The organism is Aequorivita todarodis (genome assembly GCF_028561335.1).
GTDB classification, from domain to species: domain Bacteria; phylum Bacteroidota; class Bacteroidia; order Flavobacteriales; family Flavobacteriaceae; genus Aequorivita; species Aequorivita todarodis.
The window spans coordinates 1-20,396 of the sequence record NZ_JAQQTG010000016.1; the positions used below are offsets into that span (position 1 = coordinate 1).

The window sequence follows — 20,396 nt, forward strand, 5'->3', positions numbered from 1 at the left end:
TAAAATACCGCCAGTAAAATATGCGGAATTTAATTCTCTTGGGGCTAGCCCCAAGAGAATTAAAAATAATAAGTTTGTAGAAATATTAGAAGAATGAACAGTTCTAATTAGGGGAAGCTTACAACACAAACCGGTCCTGTTATCCTGAATAACATCAGGGATACCAGCATGAAATGTTGAAATAACAGGAATTCCAGCACTACTTGCCTCTAAAACTGCTAATGGAGTACCTTCCATATCACCTTCCTCATCTCTTATGGAGTGTTGCACAAAAGCTAAGGATTCCGATAAATGCTTTCTATATTCTTCTGGATCAATAACACCCAATAGTTTAACATTATCCTCTAAATTGTAGACTCTGATAAGGTTTTTGCAAACATTATATAATATTCCGTCTCCTCCAATTAAGAGTGTAGTTTCTGGATGTTTTTTTAATACTTTCTTAAAAGCCAAAATTGTATAATAGGGTGCTTTTTTATCAGTAAATCTACCTATAGCAATGAACTGTTTTTTAATAAAAGTAGGTTTCACTTTTTCAAATTCAGGCTGTGGCCCATATACATTATATACAATTTTTTCATTGGGACAACCTAGATCCAAAATCATTTGTTTCATAATTTTAGAAACAACAACAACCTTACTAGCATAATGAAATACTTCTTTATATTTATTACAACGATTTACAGTTTCATATCTACTAGCATCATAGCCATGAAAATGAACAACCATTGGCAAATTAGTTGCTTTAATAAAAGGGAGCAAATGATGAGCATGAACACCATATTCGACTAAGACAGCTTCAATATTATTCTGTTTTAAAGAAATTATTATTCTGCTTTTAGCTATATAATTTTTCCCCTTTCTAAAAAGAAACGCGTAAAGTTTTAGACCTTTTCTTTTGAAATTAGAAACTAAATCCTTTTTTCCTTCTAATTGTATGTTATTTCCTTTCCCATAATAATAAAATATGTTCCCTTTTAAATAGTTCTTATGTGCCTGAATAAAGGTTTCAGAATAGGGGTTTTGATTGGGAGTAAAGATGGCTATGTTCAACACGGGCTACTTTTTCAATTTGAAGCTAAGGAATTTTAAAAATAAAGAAAAATTATTGCTAAAAGGCAGATGAATACTATAAAATGGCACGGATAAAATTGCCTTGAGAGGATGAAGTTTAAACCATTTTTTTAACAAAACTTCACTTTTGGCCTTATTAATAAGATTGAGTTTTCTAAAAGTATAGTATCTAATTTCACCTTCTTCCAATAAACGTGTTTTTTTCTTTTTTGCTGTATTGTGTCTTCTGCTTATTGCACTGTGATTTCGAAAATAGTTTAAGGGCGTTGCAATAAAAGAAATTTTGGTTTTTTCGCAGAGCTTTACCCAAAAAAACCAATCCCCACACATTTTCATCTGTAACAGTTTGTCTGAAAAAAAGGCAGTCTCAATTAAAGTGCGCTTAAAGATTACTGCACTGGCATTGGGAATAACATTTTTAACCAATAAATATTTTTCAATAAATTCAAGGCCGGAAATTTCAAAATCAGCTTTCCAGATGTTTGGGTTAAATTCCTTGGTATAATCAATTCTGTTTAAAAGTACTTTTCCATCATCATCAACATCGATGGTTTGTGAATAATAAATCCCAGTACTTTCCTTCGCCATTTTTAATAGGTTTTCCAAAAAAGTGAGCTCACAGTAGTCATCACTTTCAGCTATCCAAACATATTCACCCTTTGCCAGATCAATCCCTTTTTGCCATTGTTTAAAAGGACTTCCAGAATTATGCGAATTAATAATCAAGTGAGCTACTTTTGGATGATTGCGATACGATTCTAAAATTTCTTGGCTGCCATCTATAGAGGCATCGTCCAAAAGAATGACCTCAAAATCTTGAAAGGTTTGACCAAATACAGTATCTAACCGCTGTTGTAAATACGACTTGTGGTTGTAGTTAGGGATCAGTATAGATACTTTTGGAATCACGTTGCTGCTAAAGCTTTTTTTGTTGCCTCAAGATACCCTTTCCCATATTTAGTACACGGCTCCAAATGGTTGCCTTCGGCCCACTCGTTCATGGCGTTAATGAATACAAAATTCTCTTGTTGGGAATATGGTTTGAATTTATTGACGATCGCTTTTAACCATTGATAGTACACTTCGGGAGTGCTTCCTATAGCTATAGCTCCCTTATCTCCTTTTCTAGCGGTATTGTCCCAAGAGGGAGTTACACAGCGGTAGAGCTTATAATTAGGTGCTTCCCGCTCCAAGCAGTCCTGTACGCCTCTTTTAAAATCCCTTAAGTCCAAAGTTCGGGAGGTTCTTCTTATTCCCATTTTTTCAAACAGGGTTGGGGGCTGTTTTAGTTTGTGCTTTATCACTTGATGGGGTGAAAATTCTACCAAAGCATCAAAATTGATTGTTTCTGGATTTACGTTTTTATTGAAGCTTTCGGCAACACATAAGTACAGACCTTTAAATCCATATTCCTTTACGGCAATTTCTCGCCATAAGGTGGCCGTTTTTTTCATGTCTGGAAATAAGTCTTGACGATAGACCATAAATACAGGACAACCATCCACTTTTATATAGCGTCCATCCGAAAAAACATGTTCACAAAGCCACCGCATATGGACGGCATCATCATCCAAACTATATTCCTGTTTTATCAAAATTTCATGGTCAAGGCCATCCCATCGTCTCGTCCAATTTTCATTGGCCCAGCACAACATAAAAGGCATGTCCAGGTCTTTTTGTTTTAGCATGCCATCCAAGGGTTGGTCCAAAAGACGCTTTCCATTAAACCAATAATGGTAATAGCAGAACCCATATATGCCGTGTTCCTTGGCAATAGCAGCTTGTGCTTTTCTGGCCTGGGGCAAGCGCAGATCATAAAACCCCAGATCGGTAGGTAAATGCGGCTGGTAATGACCGTCAAATAAAGGTTTTGCCTTTGTAACGTTTGTCCATTCGGTAAACCCCTTACCCCACCATAAATCGTTCTCCGGGATGGGGTGGAATTGAGGCAGCACAAAAGCTATTGGTCTCAAGTTCGTCATTTACAAAACCTTTTTCATTACAACAATTTCAATATATTCTGCCCGAATGCCATAATGCAGATCATCAATATATACAATTTTGGTTTCCGCTCCCGTATGTTTTTTGATATAATCCACAATATCAAAACCCCAATGCATGGTTACGGGCGACCCTTTTTTGTCCACAGGATTGCCATGCCATTCTGGTTCAAATAGAAACTCAGGGTTTCCATCCTTTCCCTTGTTTGCCCATCGCTGGGTTGCATTGTGCTTGTTTATTATAGGCACGGAAAAAATATGGGCACCGCCCGGTTTTAAGGTGCGGTAAATCTCCTTAAAGGCTTTTTCGGGCTCGTAAATATGCTCCATAACATCTGATGTTACCACCAAATCAAAGACCGAATCCCCAAAGGTTTGCTGTTCCAGATCTTCACATCTAATGCCATTTACAAATGTGCCAAGGGGTGTATTGGGGAAATACTGGGTTTCCAAATAATCTTTTGCCCTCTTTCGCAATAAAACAGAATGGCCTCTTTTTCCCGGGGAAGACTCATGGATTTTTAGATGCTGCCAATTGGGGTACTCATTTTTTATTGATAACATCAACGCACGTTCCCGCGGGATAGAGTTGCAATTACCACATTTAAAATAATCCCTTAACCATTGATGTCTGGAAATGAAAGTGACATCTTGCTCACAACAGGGACAAAAGCCTTTTTGCTTGAAAAAGAAAGTCCCTATCCTGTTTTCATAAATCGCCTTGACCTTTTGATAGATATATTTTTTCAACTTATTTTTCAAAGCTTTGTTTTTTAATGGCTTCGCACTTTTTGGATTTTTTTTGCCAAATTTCTGTTTTTTTAAAACCAATTCATAGCGCTTAAAATTTGGAGTATTTAAAATTGGGTGAAAAGCATCCATCCCGAAATACTTCATCACATTGTCTAGAAAATCCTCCGAAAAAGCAGCGTCCCCTCCAAAAGAAGAGAGCCCGCCGGCCACAAAATTGGATATCGTTAAATTTACAAATTCAAATGGCTTTTTGGCCCAAGCGCGCAAATTAAAATCCCAGTCGGCGGTAACGGTATAACGCTTTTCAAAATAGCCTATTTCTTCCTTTATAAAACGCGTATTGTAAAAGATTGCCTGATGGCAAATATTTTTATTCAGCAGCTTCGGGAGGTCGAAAGGGCCATCATAAATTGTCCCATCTTCCGCCCAACCTGTATTTCCAATTATTTTAGCATTGCCGTAGATTACTTTCGCATTTGAAACTAGCGTGTGTTGTTGGATTTGCCAAAGCACCTGTGGACTATAAAAACTATCGTCACTGCCCATAAAAAAGAGCCATGTGCCATCTGCCAAATCTATTGCTTTGTTCATGGCGTCGTAAATTCCCTCATCTTTTTCAGAAATAAATCTAAGGGAAGGAAGCTGCTTTTTATACCGAGTTGCCACGGCTGGGGTATTATCAACAGAGCGGCTGTCCATAACGATTACTTCATAGGAAGTAAAGTTCTGGAGCCGGATGCTTTCAAGGGAAGTGGCAAGCTTATTACCCGAATTATAGGTGGGGATTACAATTGAAAAAAAAGGTGGCTTGGTTTTCAAATATTTGATGTTATTATAACAATGATCTTTGATAGCTATGAATTATCTATACGAGAATTAAAATGTGAAATTTTCAAGTTTAAAAGAGAATCTATGTTGTCTATTTAAAAATAAGCTTTTTAATTTTTTTTAGTGGCTTAAGCAGTAATGTCCCTATCTTGAATTCTTTTGATTTTGAAATATTATTCAATTCATTTTTCAGTTTCTTGTTTTCCTCAAATAATCCTATAATATTATAATTTTGGGATAAATTAAATTCTGTTAATTCCGTATGGAAACCATCTGCATTTGAATTAACCCCACTTAAACCCGCTTCATTAAAAATTGCAATAATGATGTTTATATACTTAATTTTAAGCTCCTCATTTTTAAAACATCTAATATTAAAATCGTAATCGGCATGTATAAAGTACTTTAAGTTATAGTTTCCAATAATGTTAAAAGTGCGCTTACTATAAAATATTGCTTGATGACAAATACTGATTTGACTTTCCATTAGTTTAGACAGACTAGATTCACCAGAATATATTTTTTTACTTTTTTTAAATTCTACATTGCCATAAATTATGTCATAACTTAAATTTTCTTTTGTAAAAATTAAATCCAAGGTATCATTAGCATAAAACACATCATCACTACCCATAAAATAAAGAAAATCTCCTTTTGATAATTGTATGCCCTTGTTCATGGCGTCATAAACCCCTCGATCTTTTTCTGAAAGTAATATTATATTTGGGAATTTTTCAATAAACTCATTGACAATATTACAGGTATCATCTTTTGAAATATTATCTAAAACCAGAATCTCAATGTTCTTGTATGTTTGATTTACAATACTTTCTAAAGCTGCTCTAATAGTGGAGGCGGAATTAAATGTTGGTATTATTATACTTACCATGGGAATATCTAAGTAAATTATAAAATATCATTAATCAATCAAACTCTTTTTATATCTATTTTTATCGTATAATGATTCATAGAGTTGTATATATTTTTTACTTTGAATTTTTGAATCATAGTTAGATATAGCAAAATTTCTTATCTCATTTATATCAANTTATATCAAATGTATTATCATTATTAAAAAAGCTTTTAATTTGTTCTGCTAAGCCTTCTGAATTTATTTCTTCTACAATGTAACCATTTAATCCATTTATAATCATTTCCGAAATTCCACCTTTGTCAAATCCGATTGTTGGTACTCCACAAAGCTGACTCTCAACAATAGTATTGGGCTGGTTATCAATCAAGGACGGAATAACAAAAAGGTCGGCAGATGAATAGGCTTTCCTCATCTCATCAACACTTTCCAATTTACCTAAATAAATCAAATTGTTTTTTTTTATTTCATAACTTGAACTACCTATTACACAAAAAACTATATTTTCATTTCTTAGAATATCTATAGCTTTTATTAGAACATTAAACCCTTTACGATTACTATCAATAAAATCTGCAACAAATAATACAATTCGCCTATCAATTGGAAGTTCAAAATATCTTCTACATTCACTTTTATTCAGTGGAAAGAAATTATCTACATCAATACCATTATTAATTTTAGATACTGATCTTTTGGCTAAAAAACTACTTTTCAAATTATTAATCATCCAATCATTTAAAGCAACCAAATGTAAATTATGTGTTTTAGATAAGTATCTTTTTTTTAATTTATAAATATCGCGAAGAACCAAGGTTTCTAGTTTAGTATGGTTTCTTTTAATCGGGTTTCCACTTTTATCGACACCCAAATATTCCTCTATATAATGTTCCCCACCTAAAAAGGGACTCATATCGTGTAAGGTCCAAACTACTGGTTTCTTATTTTTTTGGAAGAATGATTCATAATCGACAAAATCAGCAATCCAATGAAGATGAATTATATCAGATTGTTTATATATTGAAGTTTCTGTTATATCAATTTTTGTTTCAGGATAACTAAAATATTCTAGCCCTGGATCTCTTTTATAGCTTTTTCTTCTATTTAAATTACTAAATAAATATTTTTTAATTTTAAATTTTACTCTATCAAATAGACCAATTCTTCTTTCAGTATTATATTCAAATGAATTTGCAATATTTCTTGTTTTATATTTTAATAATAAATTTGAATCAACACCTTCTTTCAACAAACCTTCATGCAATCGTAAACATGCATTTGCTGCCCCACCTTTATCATATGTATTTACTAATAATACTTTCATTTTGATAATTTTTGGGCATAAATACAGATGCCCGAAGAGAGACCAACTAATTGTAGAGATTTTCTAAATACTAAGTTTAAATATGAAATTGTCAATCTAAAACCAGCTTTTAAGTTCAACTTTAAAAATGACTTAATGATTTGTTTAGCGCTGGTGGATGGTATATTTGGCCAATATATTGGATGACCGAGGCGATAATGAATCTTTACTTTTGAACTTAAGCTTTGAGACGTAAGCAACATTGATAAATTTCTCATTCTAAAACCAAATAAATGTCTTGGCGGATCGACTGCGAATGGTCTCTTGATTAAGAGCTTTAAGAATGACACATTGTTAAAGCTTTTTTTATATAAATCTAAATAAAACTTCCTGACCCCATCTTTAATTAAAAGTTCGATACCTGCGTTATTATCAGTTTCAATGATTAATATGCCATTCGTTTTTAATAGGTTTGATATACCTTGAATAATTGTGGAAGGGTCCTTAACATGTTCAATGACATGTCTAAAAAAGACAATATCATATTGCTCATCATTTGAGCTGAAAAATTCAGTTAAATCCTTTTCAATAATATTTTCAAGCTTTAAATGCTTTTTTGCAAATTGAACTGATATAGGGTCTTTTTCAACCAGGATTGAATGTAAATTATTTTCTGCTGCAGCTTTTCTATAATAGCCCAAACCACCTCCTAAATCTAAAAAAGTTATTTCCGCCGTAGGTTCAACATTTAGCTTTTTTAATACTTTTAAATAACCACGCATTGACCGTTGTGCCCATTTCATTTTTTTCTCGTCAAATGATACGGTCAAATCTAAATACATACCATTATAGTACTCATTAAGAACTTCATCACTTGGCTGAGGAGAAACAAATGTAATCTGACATTTTGGACATCGATAAATATCCCCAAAATCACCCTTGTTTTTCAGTAATAATCTTGGATTTATTTCCTTTTGACATACCTTACAAGTCATGGCTTTCCTTATTTTTTTCTATAACGTCCTGAACTCTCCGAAGATTAGACAAACAGTTATTGTCCGTTAAATAATTTAGTATTTTTCCCCCAAGTGTATAATCTATAGCGATAAAATCGGTTTCTAAGGTATGTGCAAATAATACCGAATGAAAGCGCATGCAAATATTTAATCTTGATTTTTTCATTGATTGGGCAATATTATCTACGGTAGATAATTTTTTATTGAAATAAACCCGCTTATCGTCTTTAAAGTACTTCTGTATAAAATAACGGGAAAAATCGCGGTCGTCATTACCAATTACAAAATTATGCATGTGATGAAATTCGATTCTCTCGACATTTTTATCGTCTGCTTGTTTTTTTATAAATCGGGCCAAACCTTCTTCAAATTTGTGCTTTTCAACTTCAAACTCTTCAGAGCTTCCGTTAAAATATTCAAATGTCCAATCTCGCAAATAACATGTAAGTATGTTTTCCTGCTCTACGTCTATTTTTTCATTTAGGCCTTCCAAATATCTTTTAGCCGGATCTCCAAAAAATTCTATAGGCTTAGTTATACCATACGATTTGGCTATTTCAATACTCTTTTTATCCCTGAGCTTTATTTCATCACTGATGGCTAAAATATCCTTAACAGCATTTTCAAATTTCTCAAATTTTAGTGGGCCTATCCCACATCCAAAAACAATTGTTTTCTTTCCGTAAAATTTAGCTACCTTAAAACCTAATAATGGAATATATAACTCATTTAAGTCCATCAAAGGTCCGCCTCCCATTACTATTATGTCCGAACTTTTAGCGTACGTTATAAGTTCAAAGGTTTTTGTGGACACCACCGTTGCGTTTATAAATAATTCATAGCAAGTTCTTTTGGTAACAAATGGAAAAATGCTTCCGATAACAAACTCTACTTTATTATTAAATTCTGATTTATAATAATCTACAATTCCCGCCAAAATTGCCTTATCGCCTACGGTCTCGGTTCCATACCAGCCTACTATGAAAATTCGAGTCGTTGACTTTATCTTTGGAATTGCTTTCACCCATCTGGCCAGTGCAACTATCTTTTTAGACTTTTCTATTTTAAGATATTTGGCATAAAATTTTTCATCCTTCTGTAGTACTATTTCCCGTTGCGTGATAGGAGCATGATAATCGTGTATGCAACTACTGCAATTTTCCTTAAGAATCCGCTCCTTCTCGGCAAATTTTTCCTTATATATCTTCTGTGAAGATTGCTCCAAAGCATTTCCAATCTCTTTGGATTTTGGTGCACAATAACTTAGTTGTCCTTTAGATCCAAGTACTATTCCTTTATTGTGGTATGGGCAACCAATTAATCTATCGCCCCCTTGTAAAATGTTTTGTATGCTCGAATAGGTACGTTTATAAGTAGAATTGGTTTCGTATGAACGTTTTAATTTTTCAAAAAATAACAATAGGTTATAGGTTTCATCATTATCAAAATTGCGAATTACCTTCCCTCTATCTTGATTATACAACCTATTTATGGTTTCAGCCACCCTAAACCTTCCGTACATATTATTTTGTTTGGCATAAAACAAAAGGTCATCTGCATCCCAAATATTAATTTTTGATATAGTACAGCCAAAGGATACAGGTATCTTTAATTCGTTTTTTAAGTAATTAAATACTGAGATTGCAGTATTGAAGTTGCCTTTGGTTCCTCTCACGTTATCGTGCGCCTTGCCTACTCCATCTATGGATACCATTGCAGAAAATGGCACACTATGACTATCACACACGCGTTTTACGTCTAAAATTCTTTTTTTTACATCTTCTTCAATGATTGCATTTGTAATGATGCTTAAGCCCTTGATATTTGGAACTGCTTCAATGATTTTTTGATAAACATCTGGCAAATCTTCCCTTAAGGTAGGCTCTCCGCCCGTAACTCCAACATGTAGTAATTCAGAATATAGGTCATCAGAAAGAATTGTTTTTAATTGCTCTGGGCTAATTTCTAGTTCTTCATCACGCTTCCAAATATTGCACATTGTACACTTGGAATTACAACTGTCAATTATATTCAGGTTTAAAACAGTCGGCTTTGAGGAACTATTTAAAATAGGTGCAAGGAACGTGGGTTCCTTTCCTAAATACAATTTTCTCAAAAATAAAAATTCACGTTTGTACTTTGAAAGTTTTTTCCTTCCTTTTTCTTTTAATTTATATAGTTTATATTTTAATCCCATTAAAGACTAATCAATTGAATTTTAAATTCATTTTTTTTTCGATCATATTGCTTTCCCAAATGATTTGTTTTATATTCAAAATATTCAATAAGCTCTTCGGTAAATTCATCTTTCCATTGATCTGTAGAGCCTGATCTATAATGTGATTTCTTATCTGTTTCCCCTTTTTCTCTCCCTTTAGAATAGTTCCTAAAAGAGTGCTTATTAATTACATCGATGTATAAATTATTGTCTTTATTTAAGCCTATAAATGAAATGAGATGCATACAGAAATTTTCATATTGCTCTACAAAATCTTCATATAAATATACTTTGTACCAAGTTTGGTTCATATCTATATTCATCCATCCTCTAACTCCTTCAAATAAACCAAACTCGCTCATTTGATCAATTGAATATTTAATTCCATCTTCAAAAGAAGCATCATTTAAAACAGCTCTAACCCTATCAATATCTTCAGTGGGTGTATGACTATATTTTGAAGAATAATACCAACTAATAACCAAATCACGAGGGTCACGAAGGATAAAAAAAACTTTTGCTTGATTTGGTTTTAAATAATTTAAAATAGCTGGTCCCACGTAGAAACTGGCATAAAGAGAATTTTTCTTTAATTTATCAAAACCGAATTTATCATTTTGGACTGTATACAGCTCTCTTTGTAATGCATAACTTGGTCTTTTATAATCAGAATCTCTAAATATTACAGATTTTCTATAGTCAACAAAAGTACAATTGGCATAATTTTTATTGCTTATTTCTAAAATATCATTTAAAAAAGGTATAAACCATTGACTTCCCGTTTTTTGAGTGCAACAATGAATAATAATTTTATTTTTTCTGAATATTTGCATTTATATCTTATTAAACAATAATTATTTTTAAATAATCACAATACCCACTTTGAGTTTAATTGTACCGGAACCGTACCTACTAATGCACCTCCAATACTTTCAAAATAAGTTAAACTTCTATAGTTACTTAATGTCTTACCAAATTTGTACTTTTTAGAGTTTATATTTTCGGTAAATACTATATTCACTGCATATCTGCCTGGAGTAAAAACATTATCAAATCTAACTTCTGTTGAATAGCTGTTTTTATTCATCTTTGTATTTTCGTTTAAAGAGTTGAGGGACGCTACTCCATTTAAATTTGCATCCATAATAACAACACTAATAAAATAGTCTTTATAATCGGAGTTATTGACGAAATCTAGTTTTAAACAGATTGTTTCAGATACAGAAAAAGTAGCCTTTTCTGAGCCTTCTTTATCCAATAATGCAAAAGATTTAATTATAATATCCCTACCAATTACTGTAGTCTCCTCAATGGTATAATCTTTATGATATAAGCTTAAACCATAAGCAATATCATTTCCTTCATAATTAACAACCCCTTTTTTCATATGCATTACATGAGTACCTATTCTAGCTATCTGCGGCATAGAATGGCTTACAAATATAACAGCGCAACTATTCAATAATTCGGAAATTCTGTTAAAGCATTTTACACGAAATCCAATATCCCCCACCGCAAGCACCTCATCAACAATCAACACATCCGGCTCCATTTGTGCCGCCACAGCAAAACCTAAGCGCACCTTCATCCCACTACTGTAGTTTTGTACGGGCATATCTATAAACTCCCGTATTTCGGCAAAGTCTATAATTTCTTCTACTTTACTGTCTATTTCTTTTCGGGTAAAACCGAGGATGGCGCCGTTGTTATAAATGTTTTCGCGGCCACTCAGAATGGGGTTAAAACCCGCGCCCAGCTCTATCAAGGCGCCTACCCTGCCCTTGATGGTTACTTTGCCCGCATCGGGGTTAATAAGGCCGTTCAATATTTTTAAAAGTGTAGATTTCCCGGCACCATTGTGGCCTATCAGCCCCAGACACTCACCACGTTTCAACTCAAAGCTAATATCCTTTACGGCCCAAAACTCCTTGGGGCGCAGTTCCCGCTCGTTGCGGTTGCCGCTCAGGCCAGAAGCCAAATCCTTCACCCCATACCACAGGCTGGTCTTAAGGTCTTTACAGAACTTTTTGGAGAGGTTTTCTACTTTTATTAGGGTTTCTGGTTGCACGGTTGTTTTTTTGGTTTCTTGTTTCAGGTTTCAGGTTTCAGGTTTCAGGTTAAGGGTTAAGAGTTAAGGGTTAAGGGTTAAGGGTTAAACGTAATTCATCCTCATACCTCATACCTCATACCTCATACCTCATACCTCATTCCTCATTCCTCATACCTAATTGCTAAATGTTCAATTTTCAATTTTCAATGCTCAATTTTCAATTTTCAACTGTAATCCGCACCCAGCACCCCGCACCCAGCACCCAGCACCCAGCAACTCACGCACTCATCCGCTCCACCAAAATAGGAATCGAGATTCTATAGAACAACAAAGCAATAAAAAACAGGGGGATGCAGCAAGCGATTACTATTAAAAAATAGGTGAGATGCGCCGGGGGCATGCCTACGGCCAGATCGCGGGCGGTCAATATGATTGGGGTGAAAGGGTTCAGTTCCATTACGGTTTTCATGATTCCGCTTTTGGGGATTCCATAGACCACAGGGGTTACATACATTAAAAACCCCAGGCCAAAACCTATCAATCGTCCAATATCCTTATAAAGCATTCCTAATGGCGTGATTAATAATCCTAGTGTTGTTCCAAAAAGTACACCTCCCAAAATAGCGAATGGAAATAGCAATAGGCTCCAATGGAAGCCCACTCCAAAAACGAAAATAAACACCAACAAGAGCAATACTTTTATGGAGCTGTTGAACAACAGTTTATAAATCCCTGATACTATCAAAGCCTCTTTGGGAAAGTTTATTTTAGACATAATGCCCTTGGCGCTATTGGTACTGCCCATAGGCGAATTGATGGATTCGGTAATGATGGACCACAACAGGGTGCCCGAAAAAGCATATACGGGATAGGGTATTCCGGTATCGGTAACGCGAACGGTGCCTGAATTATTTAGAAAAATCCAAACAAAGGCAGTGGCAAGCGGCGTTACAAAGGCCCAAATAATGCCCAGATAGCTTTGGCGGTACTGCGCCTGTATGTCGCGCTTTGCCAATTGGAACGACAAAAACCGCGACCGGCCTATGTCGGCCAAGCTCTCTTTCAGCAACTTGCCTATACGAAGGTTGTTTTCTTTTTGATAGACTTTGGTTTCCAGTTCCATTGGGTTTGGGGAGAAGCGATTTTTTCTTGGGGGCTAAGATAAGGAATTTGGCTCAGTGTTGTTGGGAGAATTTTCGCCACGAATGCACGAATGTTTTTTGTAGTCAGTTCTCGGTTGTCTGTTGTCTGTTGTCTGTTGTCGGTTTGAGCTTGCCTGATTAAGGTTGTCTGTTCTCGGTTATCGGTTGTCGGTGGTGGATTCAGGATTTGGGATTTGGGATTTGGGATTTGGGATTTTTGGTTTCTTGTTTCTTGTTTCTTGTTTCAGGTTTTAACTGTCAGGTTGAGTGGATTTGGGGGAGCGGTAACTAGCTCAAGTTTGTATCGAGACCTTATTTGGGTTGTTTGTTCTCGGTTGTCTGTTGTGGATTTGGGATTTGGAATCTCGTACCTCGTCGTTTGTAGCTCGTACTTCCAGTGCCAGATTGGGTGGACTTGGGATTTTGCATCACCCCTTCCGGCCTCCGAACAGATGGGGTGCAGTTTATCATTATATCCCGTCGGCCACCTTCCCCTTTTTATAAAACAGCTCTTTGATGGAAATGTTTATTAGGGGAAGGAGCTTTTAGGATGCTTACAAGGTTAGCTAGTGGATTTGAGGGAGTGACGGCGAGTTTAAATTTGTATCGAGACTGAATTGGGGCTGCGTCGTTGGAAGCCGTTCTCGATACATTCGCCTCGTGCCTCGGCGAACACTCGAACTGACAAAACCGACAAAGGAGCAAATTGGAGGTAATAAAAAACCCTGCAAAGCTTTTTTGGCTTGCAGGTATTTTTTGGAAAGGTAATTAAATATGCTTCTATGTTTAATTAATAAAATAAGTAAGTGCATATTGAACTGTAACACCACTATAAATCCATGGAGGAAAACCCGTTTGTGGGTTTTTATTATTCACTCTGAATATTAAAGACCCATTTTTTGCTTCAACATATTCCACTATAAGATTAAATTTTTCGGAATCAGGGAGCCCACTGTTATTTACTAAATTTATTGTAATTCCGGAGGTTTGCGTAACCTCTGGAGCTGTAATAGTTATTGTTGTTTTTGCCCCATCATTTAAAAATGTTGCAGGTGTATAATATGTTTGGACTCTGTTCATATTATTAAGAAGAATCCATCTACTTTGATTCGCACTATATTGCAAAGTTATAGTAGCATACCTACCACGAACCATATATTCACTTTGTCCTGGAAGAAAAATTCTATTTGCAGCTGTTGAGCTACCGCTATTATTAACAATAAGCATTATTTCATTTCCTCCTTGGTCCGTATCATTTTGCAGTACCACAATTTGTCCATCTGAGCCTGTTTGTGGCACAATACCAGTTATATAAAATGCGGCGGTAGGCCCAGTAATTCTATAAAATGAAAATGGAGCTATGCCTAAATTTATATTATTATTATAACCATTACTTAATACCAATTCTGGTCCTTCCCTAAAAGACATTGCCCCATTAACATCTAAGTTGGTTTTAGGGTCATTTGTTTCTACGCCTACTTGAGCCGAAAGTGTTGCGGTTAACAACAAAATGGCAAGCAACATACAATTTTTTATATTTTTAATAGAAATCATTTTCATAATAAATAGGCTTTATAAAAGATACAATATGATTTTAAATCATTCTGTTGATTCACTTCCGTGGGTACCAATTATTACTTTATTATTTTCTTCGGTTAAAGCATCTATTTTTTTCAAATCTACCCCTTGTAGTTGTCTGAGTTCAGAAAGCGTTAAAGCATTCATTGGGGCATGTACAGTACGTTCTTTGTATTTTCTAAATTTTCGATGATCTACAATATTATTATCAACTGCCCCGCCAATTATGCCTTCATTAGTATTTGAAGTATTTAATAGCGTTAAAGATGGTGAAAGTTCAGCTTTATCAATAAAAACTTCAGTAATGTTTTCTTGTGCCTGTATGTTTAAACTTATTAAAAACAGAAAAAAGATGGTAAGTCTCATACGTTATATTTTATTAATAGTTATTGCAAAAGTTACACCCGTAACATTATTGTCATCATTATAAATTCTAAACACAACTTGCCCCGCCCTTGTTTCTATGAATTCTATGTATAAATCTGCAGCATCAGCGTTATTTATATTACCCACAAAATTTACAGATGCACTGGAGCCATTGGTTGCCTCGGGAATTATTGCCGTATATGTATTATAGCCACTATTTACAGTAACAGGACCATGATACCATGTTTCTATATGGTTCATTTTATCCATTAGCACCCATCTTTGCAAAGACAAACTGTATTGAAGCGTTATGGTTGAATATCTTCCTCTAACTAATAAATTTTTTTCTCCCGGCACATAAATTCTATTTGCTGCGGTAGAGATATTATCATGTACTATAGTCATGTCTCTATTTGTCGTATTTTGCAAAATGACTATTTGTCCGTCAGCACCAGCAACTGGGATTATACCCGTTATAGAGAAAGTTGACCCACCTCCCGCAATTCTATAGAATGAATATGGTGAAGCACCTAAATTAATATTATTATTGTTTCCAGAGCCTAATGTAAGTTGGGCCGCCCTTTGTCGCAATGAGAGTGACCCATTAACATCCAATGTAGTCTTTGGATCGGTAGTTCCAATACCCACCTGTGCAAACCCAGTAAAAGAAAAAAGCGATAAAAAGCAGCAAAAAAGAAAAGCCCACTTTTGAGGAGTGTACATATTTTTCATAAAAAATTGTTTTTAAAAATAAAACGAAATTGTTATGATAAGGGGCGTAACAATAATAAACCACCCATACAAAAAATGCAAGTTTTCTAAGGTTTACTTGGTGTTATGGAAGGATTACTGCGAAATGTTCAAAATATCCGTCAAGATGATTTCAAATTTCGATAAGCGGAATTTTAATGTAGGAAAACACTTAGCTGTAAACGGCTCACTTGTAGGACTTTTGAAACTTTAACATTTCAATTCCCTAAAAAGGAGGAAAAATTCTTCCAGCGACGAGTTTTTGTGAGAGTAAAATGAATTGGTTTTGGATAGGGCAATTTATTCTCAGCTATGCTATTATATGCTACAATCTGGGATTGGTTTTCGGGTGTGGGGTTATTTGGGGTTTTTATTGGGTTATTGAGTTATTAAGTTATTGAGTTATTGAGTTATTGAGTTATTGGGTTATTAAAAATAGTGTCGCTCGTAGTTGGTGCCTTAAATGTCTGGTCAAATGAATAATTGAAAAAAAATTAAATCACAACCCCTTCCGGCCCCGGAAAGTTTGTTTTGGCGTTCTTAAGATTCTTTGCGGCCCGGGGCCACCTTCCCCTTATACCAGGTTTTCGTTTTTATCGTTGTTTATTCTAAGGGGAAGGAGCGTTTGAAGGGAGAGAAGAAAAAAGTTGAAAAATTCCTTCCCGATTGCTATCGGGACCCGAATCAACGAAGCAACGAAGCAACGAATCAACGAATTAACGAATCACAAATTAACGATTACCAAATCCCTCCCAAGTAAGCTCCAACCCATCCTTCACAGAAAACAGTGGATTGTAACCCAGTAAATTTTTCGCTTTTTCAATATTTGCTAAGGAATCGCGCACATCGCCTTTGCGGGGTGGGCCGTAGTTGGCTTTAAGGGTTTTATTTGAAATAGTTTGTAGGACTTTCCAAAGGGTGTTCAAACTAATCCGTTGACCATAGGCCACATTGAAAACTTCGTTTACCGCAGCTTCCCCAGCAAAAAAGGCCCGCACATTTGCCTGCACGGCATTCTGTACAAAGGTAAAATCGCGGGTCTGCTCGCCATCACCATTAATGGTGGGCGCTTGTTCGTCCTTTAAGGCTTGCATAAATAACGGAATTACCGCAGCATAAGCCCCGGTTGGACTTTGGTTGGGGCCAAATACATTAAAGTAGCGCAGGCCGATGGTTTGGGTGCCATAGGTTTTGTGGAATACATCGGCATAGAGTTCGTTCACCAACTTGGTGACCGCATAAGGAGAAAGCGGTTTTCCAATGGTCTCTTCCACTTTTGGAAGGTTTTCGCTATCGCCATAGGTAGAGCTGGACGCGGCATAGACCATCCTTTTAACCGTTTTACTTTCCTTTTTGGCTACCAGCATATTCAAAAACCCCGTAACGTTCACTTCATTGGAAGTAAGAGGGTCGTTGATGGAACGAGGCACGGACCCCAAAGCGGCTTGATGCGAAACATAATCGATGCCGTCCATCGCTTTTTTACAGGTCTCCAAATCGCGAATATCGCCTTCCATAAACTCAAAACTGGGATTGTCTTGAAATTCCTCCAGATTTTTTAAAAAGCCTGTCGCCAAATTGTCCAAAACCCGTACTTTTTTGGCCTTGTGCTCCAGCAGATAGGCAACCAGATTGGAGCCAATAAAGCCGGCGCCTCCGGTAATTAGGAAGTTGAGTTGTGAAAGGTCTGCCGTGTGGTATTTTGGGGTTTGCAAAATGGTAAGGGTTTAGGGTTAATTGTTAAGGGTTGATTAAGGATTTATTTTTAACCACCGAGGACACAGTGTTTTTCACAAAGTTCACAGAGTTTTCTTGGTGTGCTTTGTGCCTTCTTTGCGCTCTTTGCGGTTCACTTTTAGGTTACTCGCTGCTTTGTAAATGCAAAACCATCTTGAATCTTGAATCTTAAATCTTGAATCTTGAATTTTGAATCATAATCTTCCATCAATACTATTTCTTTCAAAAAAGGCCTTAACGTCAAAAACCACTGACGGCGATGCTTTGTGTTTTTCTATATCAAAATCGGAAAACTCTTTATGGCCAACTGCCAATATGATAGCTTCATAGTTTCTTTTCAGTTGGGACTCCTCGCTCAGCAAACGCAGTCCAAATTCATTGGAAACTTCCGCAACTTTTGCCCAAGGGTCATAAACATCTATATTGAGGTTGTATTTTCGCAATTCCTCAATAACATCTATTACCTTACTATTGCGAATATCGGGACAGTTTTCTTTAAAGGTTATCCCCAAAACAAGCACATGCCCTCCTTTTACCTTACATTCCTTCTGGATCATTAATTTAATTACCTGCTGGGCCACGTAACTGCCCATGCCGTCGTTCATGCGTCTTCCCGCCAGGATAATCTCGGGATTATAGCCTTCCTCCTGGGCCTTTTGGGCCAAATAATAGGGATCGACCCCTATACAGTGACCGCCAACGAGGCCTGGGGTAAACTTTAAAAAATTCCACTTGGTCGCTGCGGCCTCCAAAACATCCTGGGTATCAATGCCCAAAAGTCTGAAGATTTTGGAAAGCTCGTTCACAAAGGCAATATTGATGTCGCGCTGCGAGTTTTCGATAACCTTGGCGGCCTCGGCTACCTTAATAGAAGGTGCCAAATGCGTTCCCGCCGTAATGATGGATGCATACAGCGCATCAATATATTTTGCGACTTCGGGCGTGGAGCCAGAGGTTACTTTTAAAATCTTGGTAACGGTATGCTGCTTATCGCCCGGATTGATCCGCTCTGGGGAATAGCCCGCGTAGAAATTTTTATTGAATGTGAGCTTTGAATGTTCTTCCAAAATAGGCACACAGATGTCTTCGGTTACGCCCGGATAAACGGTAGATTCATAAATAACTATATCGTCCTCCTTCAAAAGTTTTCCAACGGTCTCACTTGCTTTTTGAAGCGGGATAAGTACGGGTTGGTTGTATTTGTTGGTTGGCGTTGGCACTGTAACGATAAACACGGTCGCGCTGGCCATTTTTGAGGCATCATCGGTAACGGTAAGACCATAATTTTCGGTTTGTTGCAACGCTTTTTTTAGTTCTTCGGAAGAAAGCTCCAGCGTACTGTCAACTCCTTGCTGCAGTTGCTGAATGCGTTCCGAATTGATATCGAAACCGATTACTTTATATTTTGCTGCAAAGGCGGCGGCAAGCGGCAAGCCTACATAACCAAGGCCTATTATTGCAATTGTGGGGTTTTGTTTCATCGTTTGATCAAGAGATTGGGGACTGCCAATATGCTGGCATATTATTTAAGCGGCAAAATTACGGGTTTTAAAGGAAAGTAAGACTGATAAATTTAAAAACATCCCTCCCAGCCTCCCTTCAAAGGGAGGGGCTTGTTCACGACTAAGTTCATGCTTCTTATTACAAAACAAAAGCCCCCGCTTCGAAGAGGGGGTTGGGGGAGATGTCTTTTGGGTTGGAAGGATGATAACAACTGAGAAGCATGAGTTACATCCCTCCCAACCTCCCTTCAAAGGGAGGGGCTTGTTCACGACTAAGTTCATGCTTCCTATTACAAAACAAAAGCCCCCGCTTCGAAGGGGGGGGGTTGGGGGAGATGTCTTTTGGGTTGGAAGGATGATAACAACTGAGAAACGTGAGTCACATCCCTCCCAGCCTCCCTTCAAAGGGAGGAGCTTGTTTTGAACTACAATCATGATTCTCTGTACAAAATATCTCCCCCGCTTCGAAGAGGTGGTCGGGGGGAGATGTCTTTTGGGTTGGAAGGATGATAACAACTGAGAAGCATGAGTTACATCCCTCCCAGCCTCCCTTCAAAGGGAGGAGCTTCTTCACAACTAAGTTCATGCTTCTTATTACAAAACAAAAGCCCCCGCTTCGAAGAGGGGGTTGGGGGAGATGTCTTTTGGTTGGAATGATGATATCAACTGAGAAGCGCGATCCACATCCCTCCCAGCCTCCCTTCAAAGGGAGGAGCTTGTTCGCAACTAAATTCATGTTTCTTATTACAAAACAAAAGCCCCCGCTTCGAAGCGGGGGTTGGGCGAGATGTTCTAAGTATTTTCCTCGACATAATTTCGAATAGTATTTAATACGTCATCCAGATTATATAAAACCTCATCATTTGTGAATCGCAAAAAACGAACTCCTTGTTTTTCCATTTTTCCCTGTCTTTCTGCATCTTCCAAATAGTTGTTGTCGTGAATGCTTCCATCAATCTCTAATGCAAGCCCAATTTCGTGGCAATAGAAATCAACAATATAGTTTAAGATTGGCACCTGTCTATGAAATTCAACTCCCAAGGATTTCTTCCTAATATTTTCCCACATAATTTGCTCGGAAGGTGTCATGTTTTTCCGAAGCTCTCTAGCAATAAGCTTGAGATGTTTATTGTATGGAATTATTTTATTGGCCATGTTATAAAGATAAGAAAAACATCCCTCCCAACCTCCCTTCAAAGGGAGGAGCT

At 36.5% G+C, this 20,396-nt stretch carries 17 protein-coding genes; all 17 read right to left on the minus strand.

Features of this window, described 5'->3' with window-relative positions; all coding sequences use genetic code 11:
• The coding region (locus POV26_RS06050; RefSeq protein WP_419180007.1) for a glycosyltransferase at positions 1–1,053 on the minus strand (1,053 nt) is incomplete at its 3' end.
• 6 nt (positions 1,054–1,059) lie between these two features.
• On the minus strand, positions 1,060–1,983 hold the full coding sequence (locus POV26_RS06055) for a glycosyltransferase family 2 protein (RefSeq protein ID WP_272855579.1): 924 nt from the start codon (positions 1,981–1,983) through the stop codon (positions 1,060–1,062).
• Entirely contained in the window at positions 1,980–3,056 is a 1,077-nt protein-coding gene (locus POV26_RS06060; protein WP_272855580.1) for a glycosyltransferase WbsX family protein, read from the minus strand. The genes POV26_RS06055 and POV26_RS06060 overlap by 4 nt, the downstream gene beginning before the upstream one ends.
• The gene (locus POV26_RS06065) at positions 3,057–4,646 is read right to left on the minus strand and encodes a glycosyltransferase (protein ID WP_272855581.1); all 1,590 of its coding nucleotides are present in this window, start codon (positions 4,644–4,646) and stop codon (positions 3,057–3,059) included.
• A gap of 100 nt (positions 4,647–4,746) precedes the next feature.
• Complete coding sequence (locus tag POV26_RS06070; RefSeq protein ID WP_272855582.1) at positions 4,747–5,544, minus strand: glycosyltransferase family 2 protein; 798 nt, start codon at positions 5,542–5,544, stop codon at positions 4,747–4,749.
• A 154-nt stretch (positions 5,545–5,698) separates the two neighbouring features.
• The gene (locus tag POV26_RS06075) at positions 5,699–6,850 is read right to left on the minus strand and encodes a glycosyltransferase (protein WP_272855583.1); all 1,152 of its coding nucleotides are present in this window, start codon (positions 6,848–6,850) and stop codon (positions 5,699–5,701) included.
• Positions 6,847–7,824 carry a class I SAM-dependent methyltransferase gene (locus POV26_RS06080; RefSeq protein WP_272855584.1) on the minus strand — a complete coding sequence of 326 codons (978 nt, stop codon included), beginning with the start codon at positions 7,822–7,824 and terminating at the stop codon, positions 6,847–6,849. Before POV26_RS06080 ends, POV26_RS06075 begins: the two co-directional genes overlap by 4 nt.
• Positions 7,814–10,042, minus strand: coding sequence for a polysaccharide pyruvyl transferase family protein (locus POV26_RS06085; protein ID WP_272855585.1), 2,229 nt, complete (start codon positions 10,040–10,042; stop codon positions 7,814–7,816). The genes POV26_RS06080 and POV26_RS06085 overlap by 11 nt, the downstream gene beginning before the upstream one ends.
• Positions 10,042–10,896 carry a sulfotransferase domain-containing protein gene (locus POV26_RS06090; protein ID WP_272855586.1) on the minus strand — a complete coding sequence of 285 codons (855 nt, stop codon included), beginning with the start codon at positions 10,894–10,896 and terminating at the stop codon, positions 10,042–10,044. Before POV26_RS06090 ends, POV26_RS06085 begins: the two co-directional genes overlap by 1 nt.
• A gap of 35 nt (positions 10,897–10,931) precedes the next feature.
• Positions 10,932–12,131: an ABC transporter ATP-binding protein gene (locus POV26_RS06095; RefSeq protein WP_272855587.1), complete on the minus strand. Its 1,200-nt coding sequence runs from the start codon at positions 12,129–12,131 to the stop codon at positions 10,932–10,934.
• A gap of 259 nt (positions 12,132–12,390) precedes the next feature.
• Positions 12,391–13,236, minus strand: a complete 846-nt coding sequence (locus POV26_RS06100; RefSeq protein WP_272855588.1) for an ABC transporter permease — start codon at positions 13,234–13,236, stop codon at positions 12,391–12,393.
• 805 nt (positions 13,237–14,041) lie between these two features.
• Positions 14,042–14,815 carry a hypothetical protein gene (locus POV26_RS06105; protein ID WP_272855589.1) on the minus strand — a complete coding sequence of 258 codons (774 nt, stop codon included), beginning with the start codon at positions 14,813–14,815 and terminating at the stop codon, positions 14,042–14,044.
• 39 nt (positions 14,816–14,854) lie between these two features.
• Positions 14,855–15,199 (minus strand): hypothetical protein, encoded by a 345-nt coding sequence (locus POV26_RS06110; protein WP_272855590.1) that lies wholly within the window; start codon positions 15,197–15,199, stop codon positions 14,855–14,857.
• A gap of 3 nt (positions 15,200–15,202) precedes the next feature.
• Positions 15,203–15,931, minus strand: a complete 729-nt coding sequence (locus tag POV26_RS06115; RefSeq protein ID WP_272855591.1) for a hypothetical protein — start codon at positions 15,929–15,931, stop codon at positions 15,203–15,205.
• Between the two features lie 749 nt (positions 15,932–16,680).
• A complete protein-coding gene (locus tag POV26_RS06120) occupies positions 16,681–17,664 on the minus strand; it encodes an SDR family oxidoreductase (RefSeq protein WP_272855592.1) in 984 nt (327 codons plus the stop codon).
• A 216-nt stretch (positions 17,665–17,880) separates the two neighbouring features.
• Positions 17,881–19,167, minus strand: a complete 1,287-nt coding sequence (locus POV26_RS06125; RefSeq protein ID WP_272855593.1) for a nucleotide sugar dehydrogenase — start codon at positions 19,165–19,167, stop codon at positions 17,881–17,883.
• Positions 19,168–19,980: 813 nt separating this feature from the next.
• Entirely contained in the window at positions 19,981–20,343 is a 363-nt protein-coding gene (locus POV26_RS06130; protein ID WP_272855822.1) for an endonuclease domain-containing protein, read from the minus strand.
• Positions 20,344–20,396: the final 53 nt, after the last annotated feature.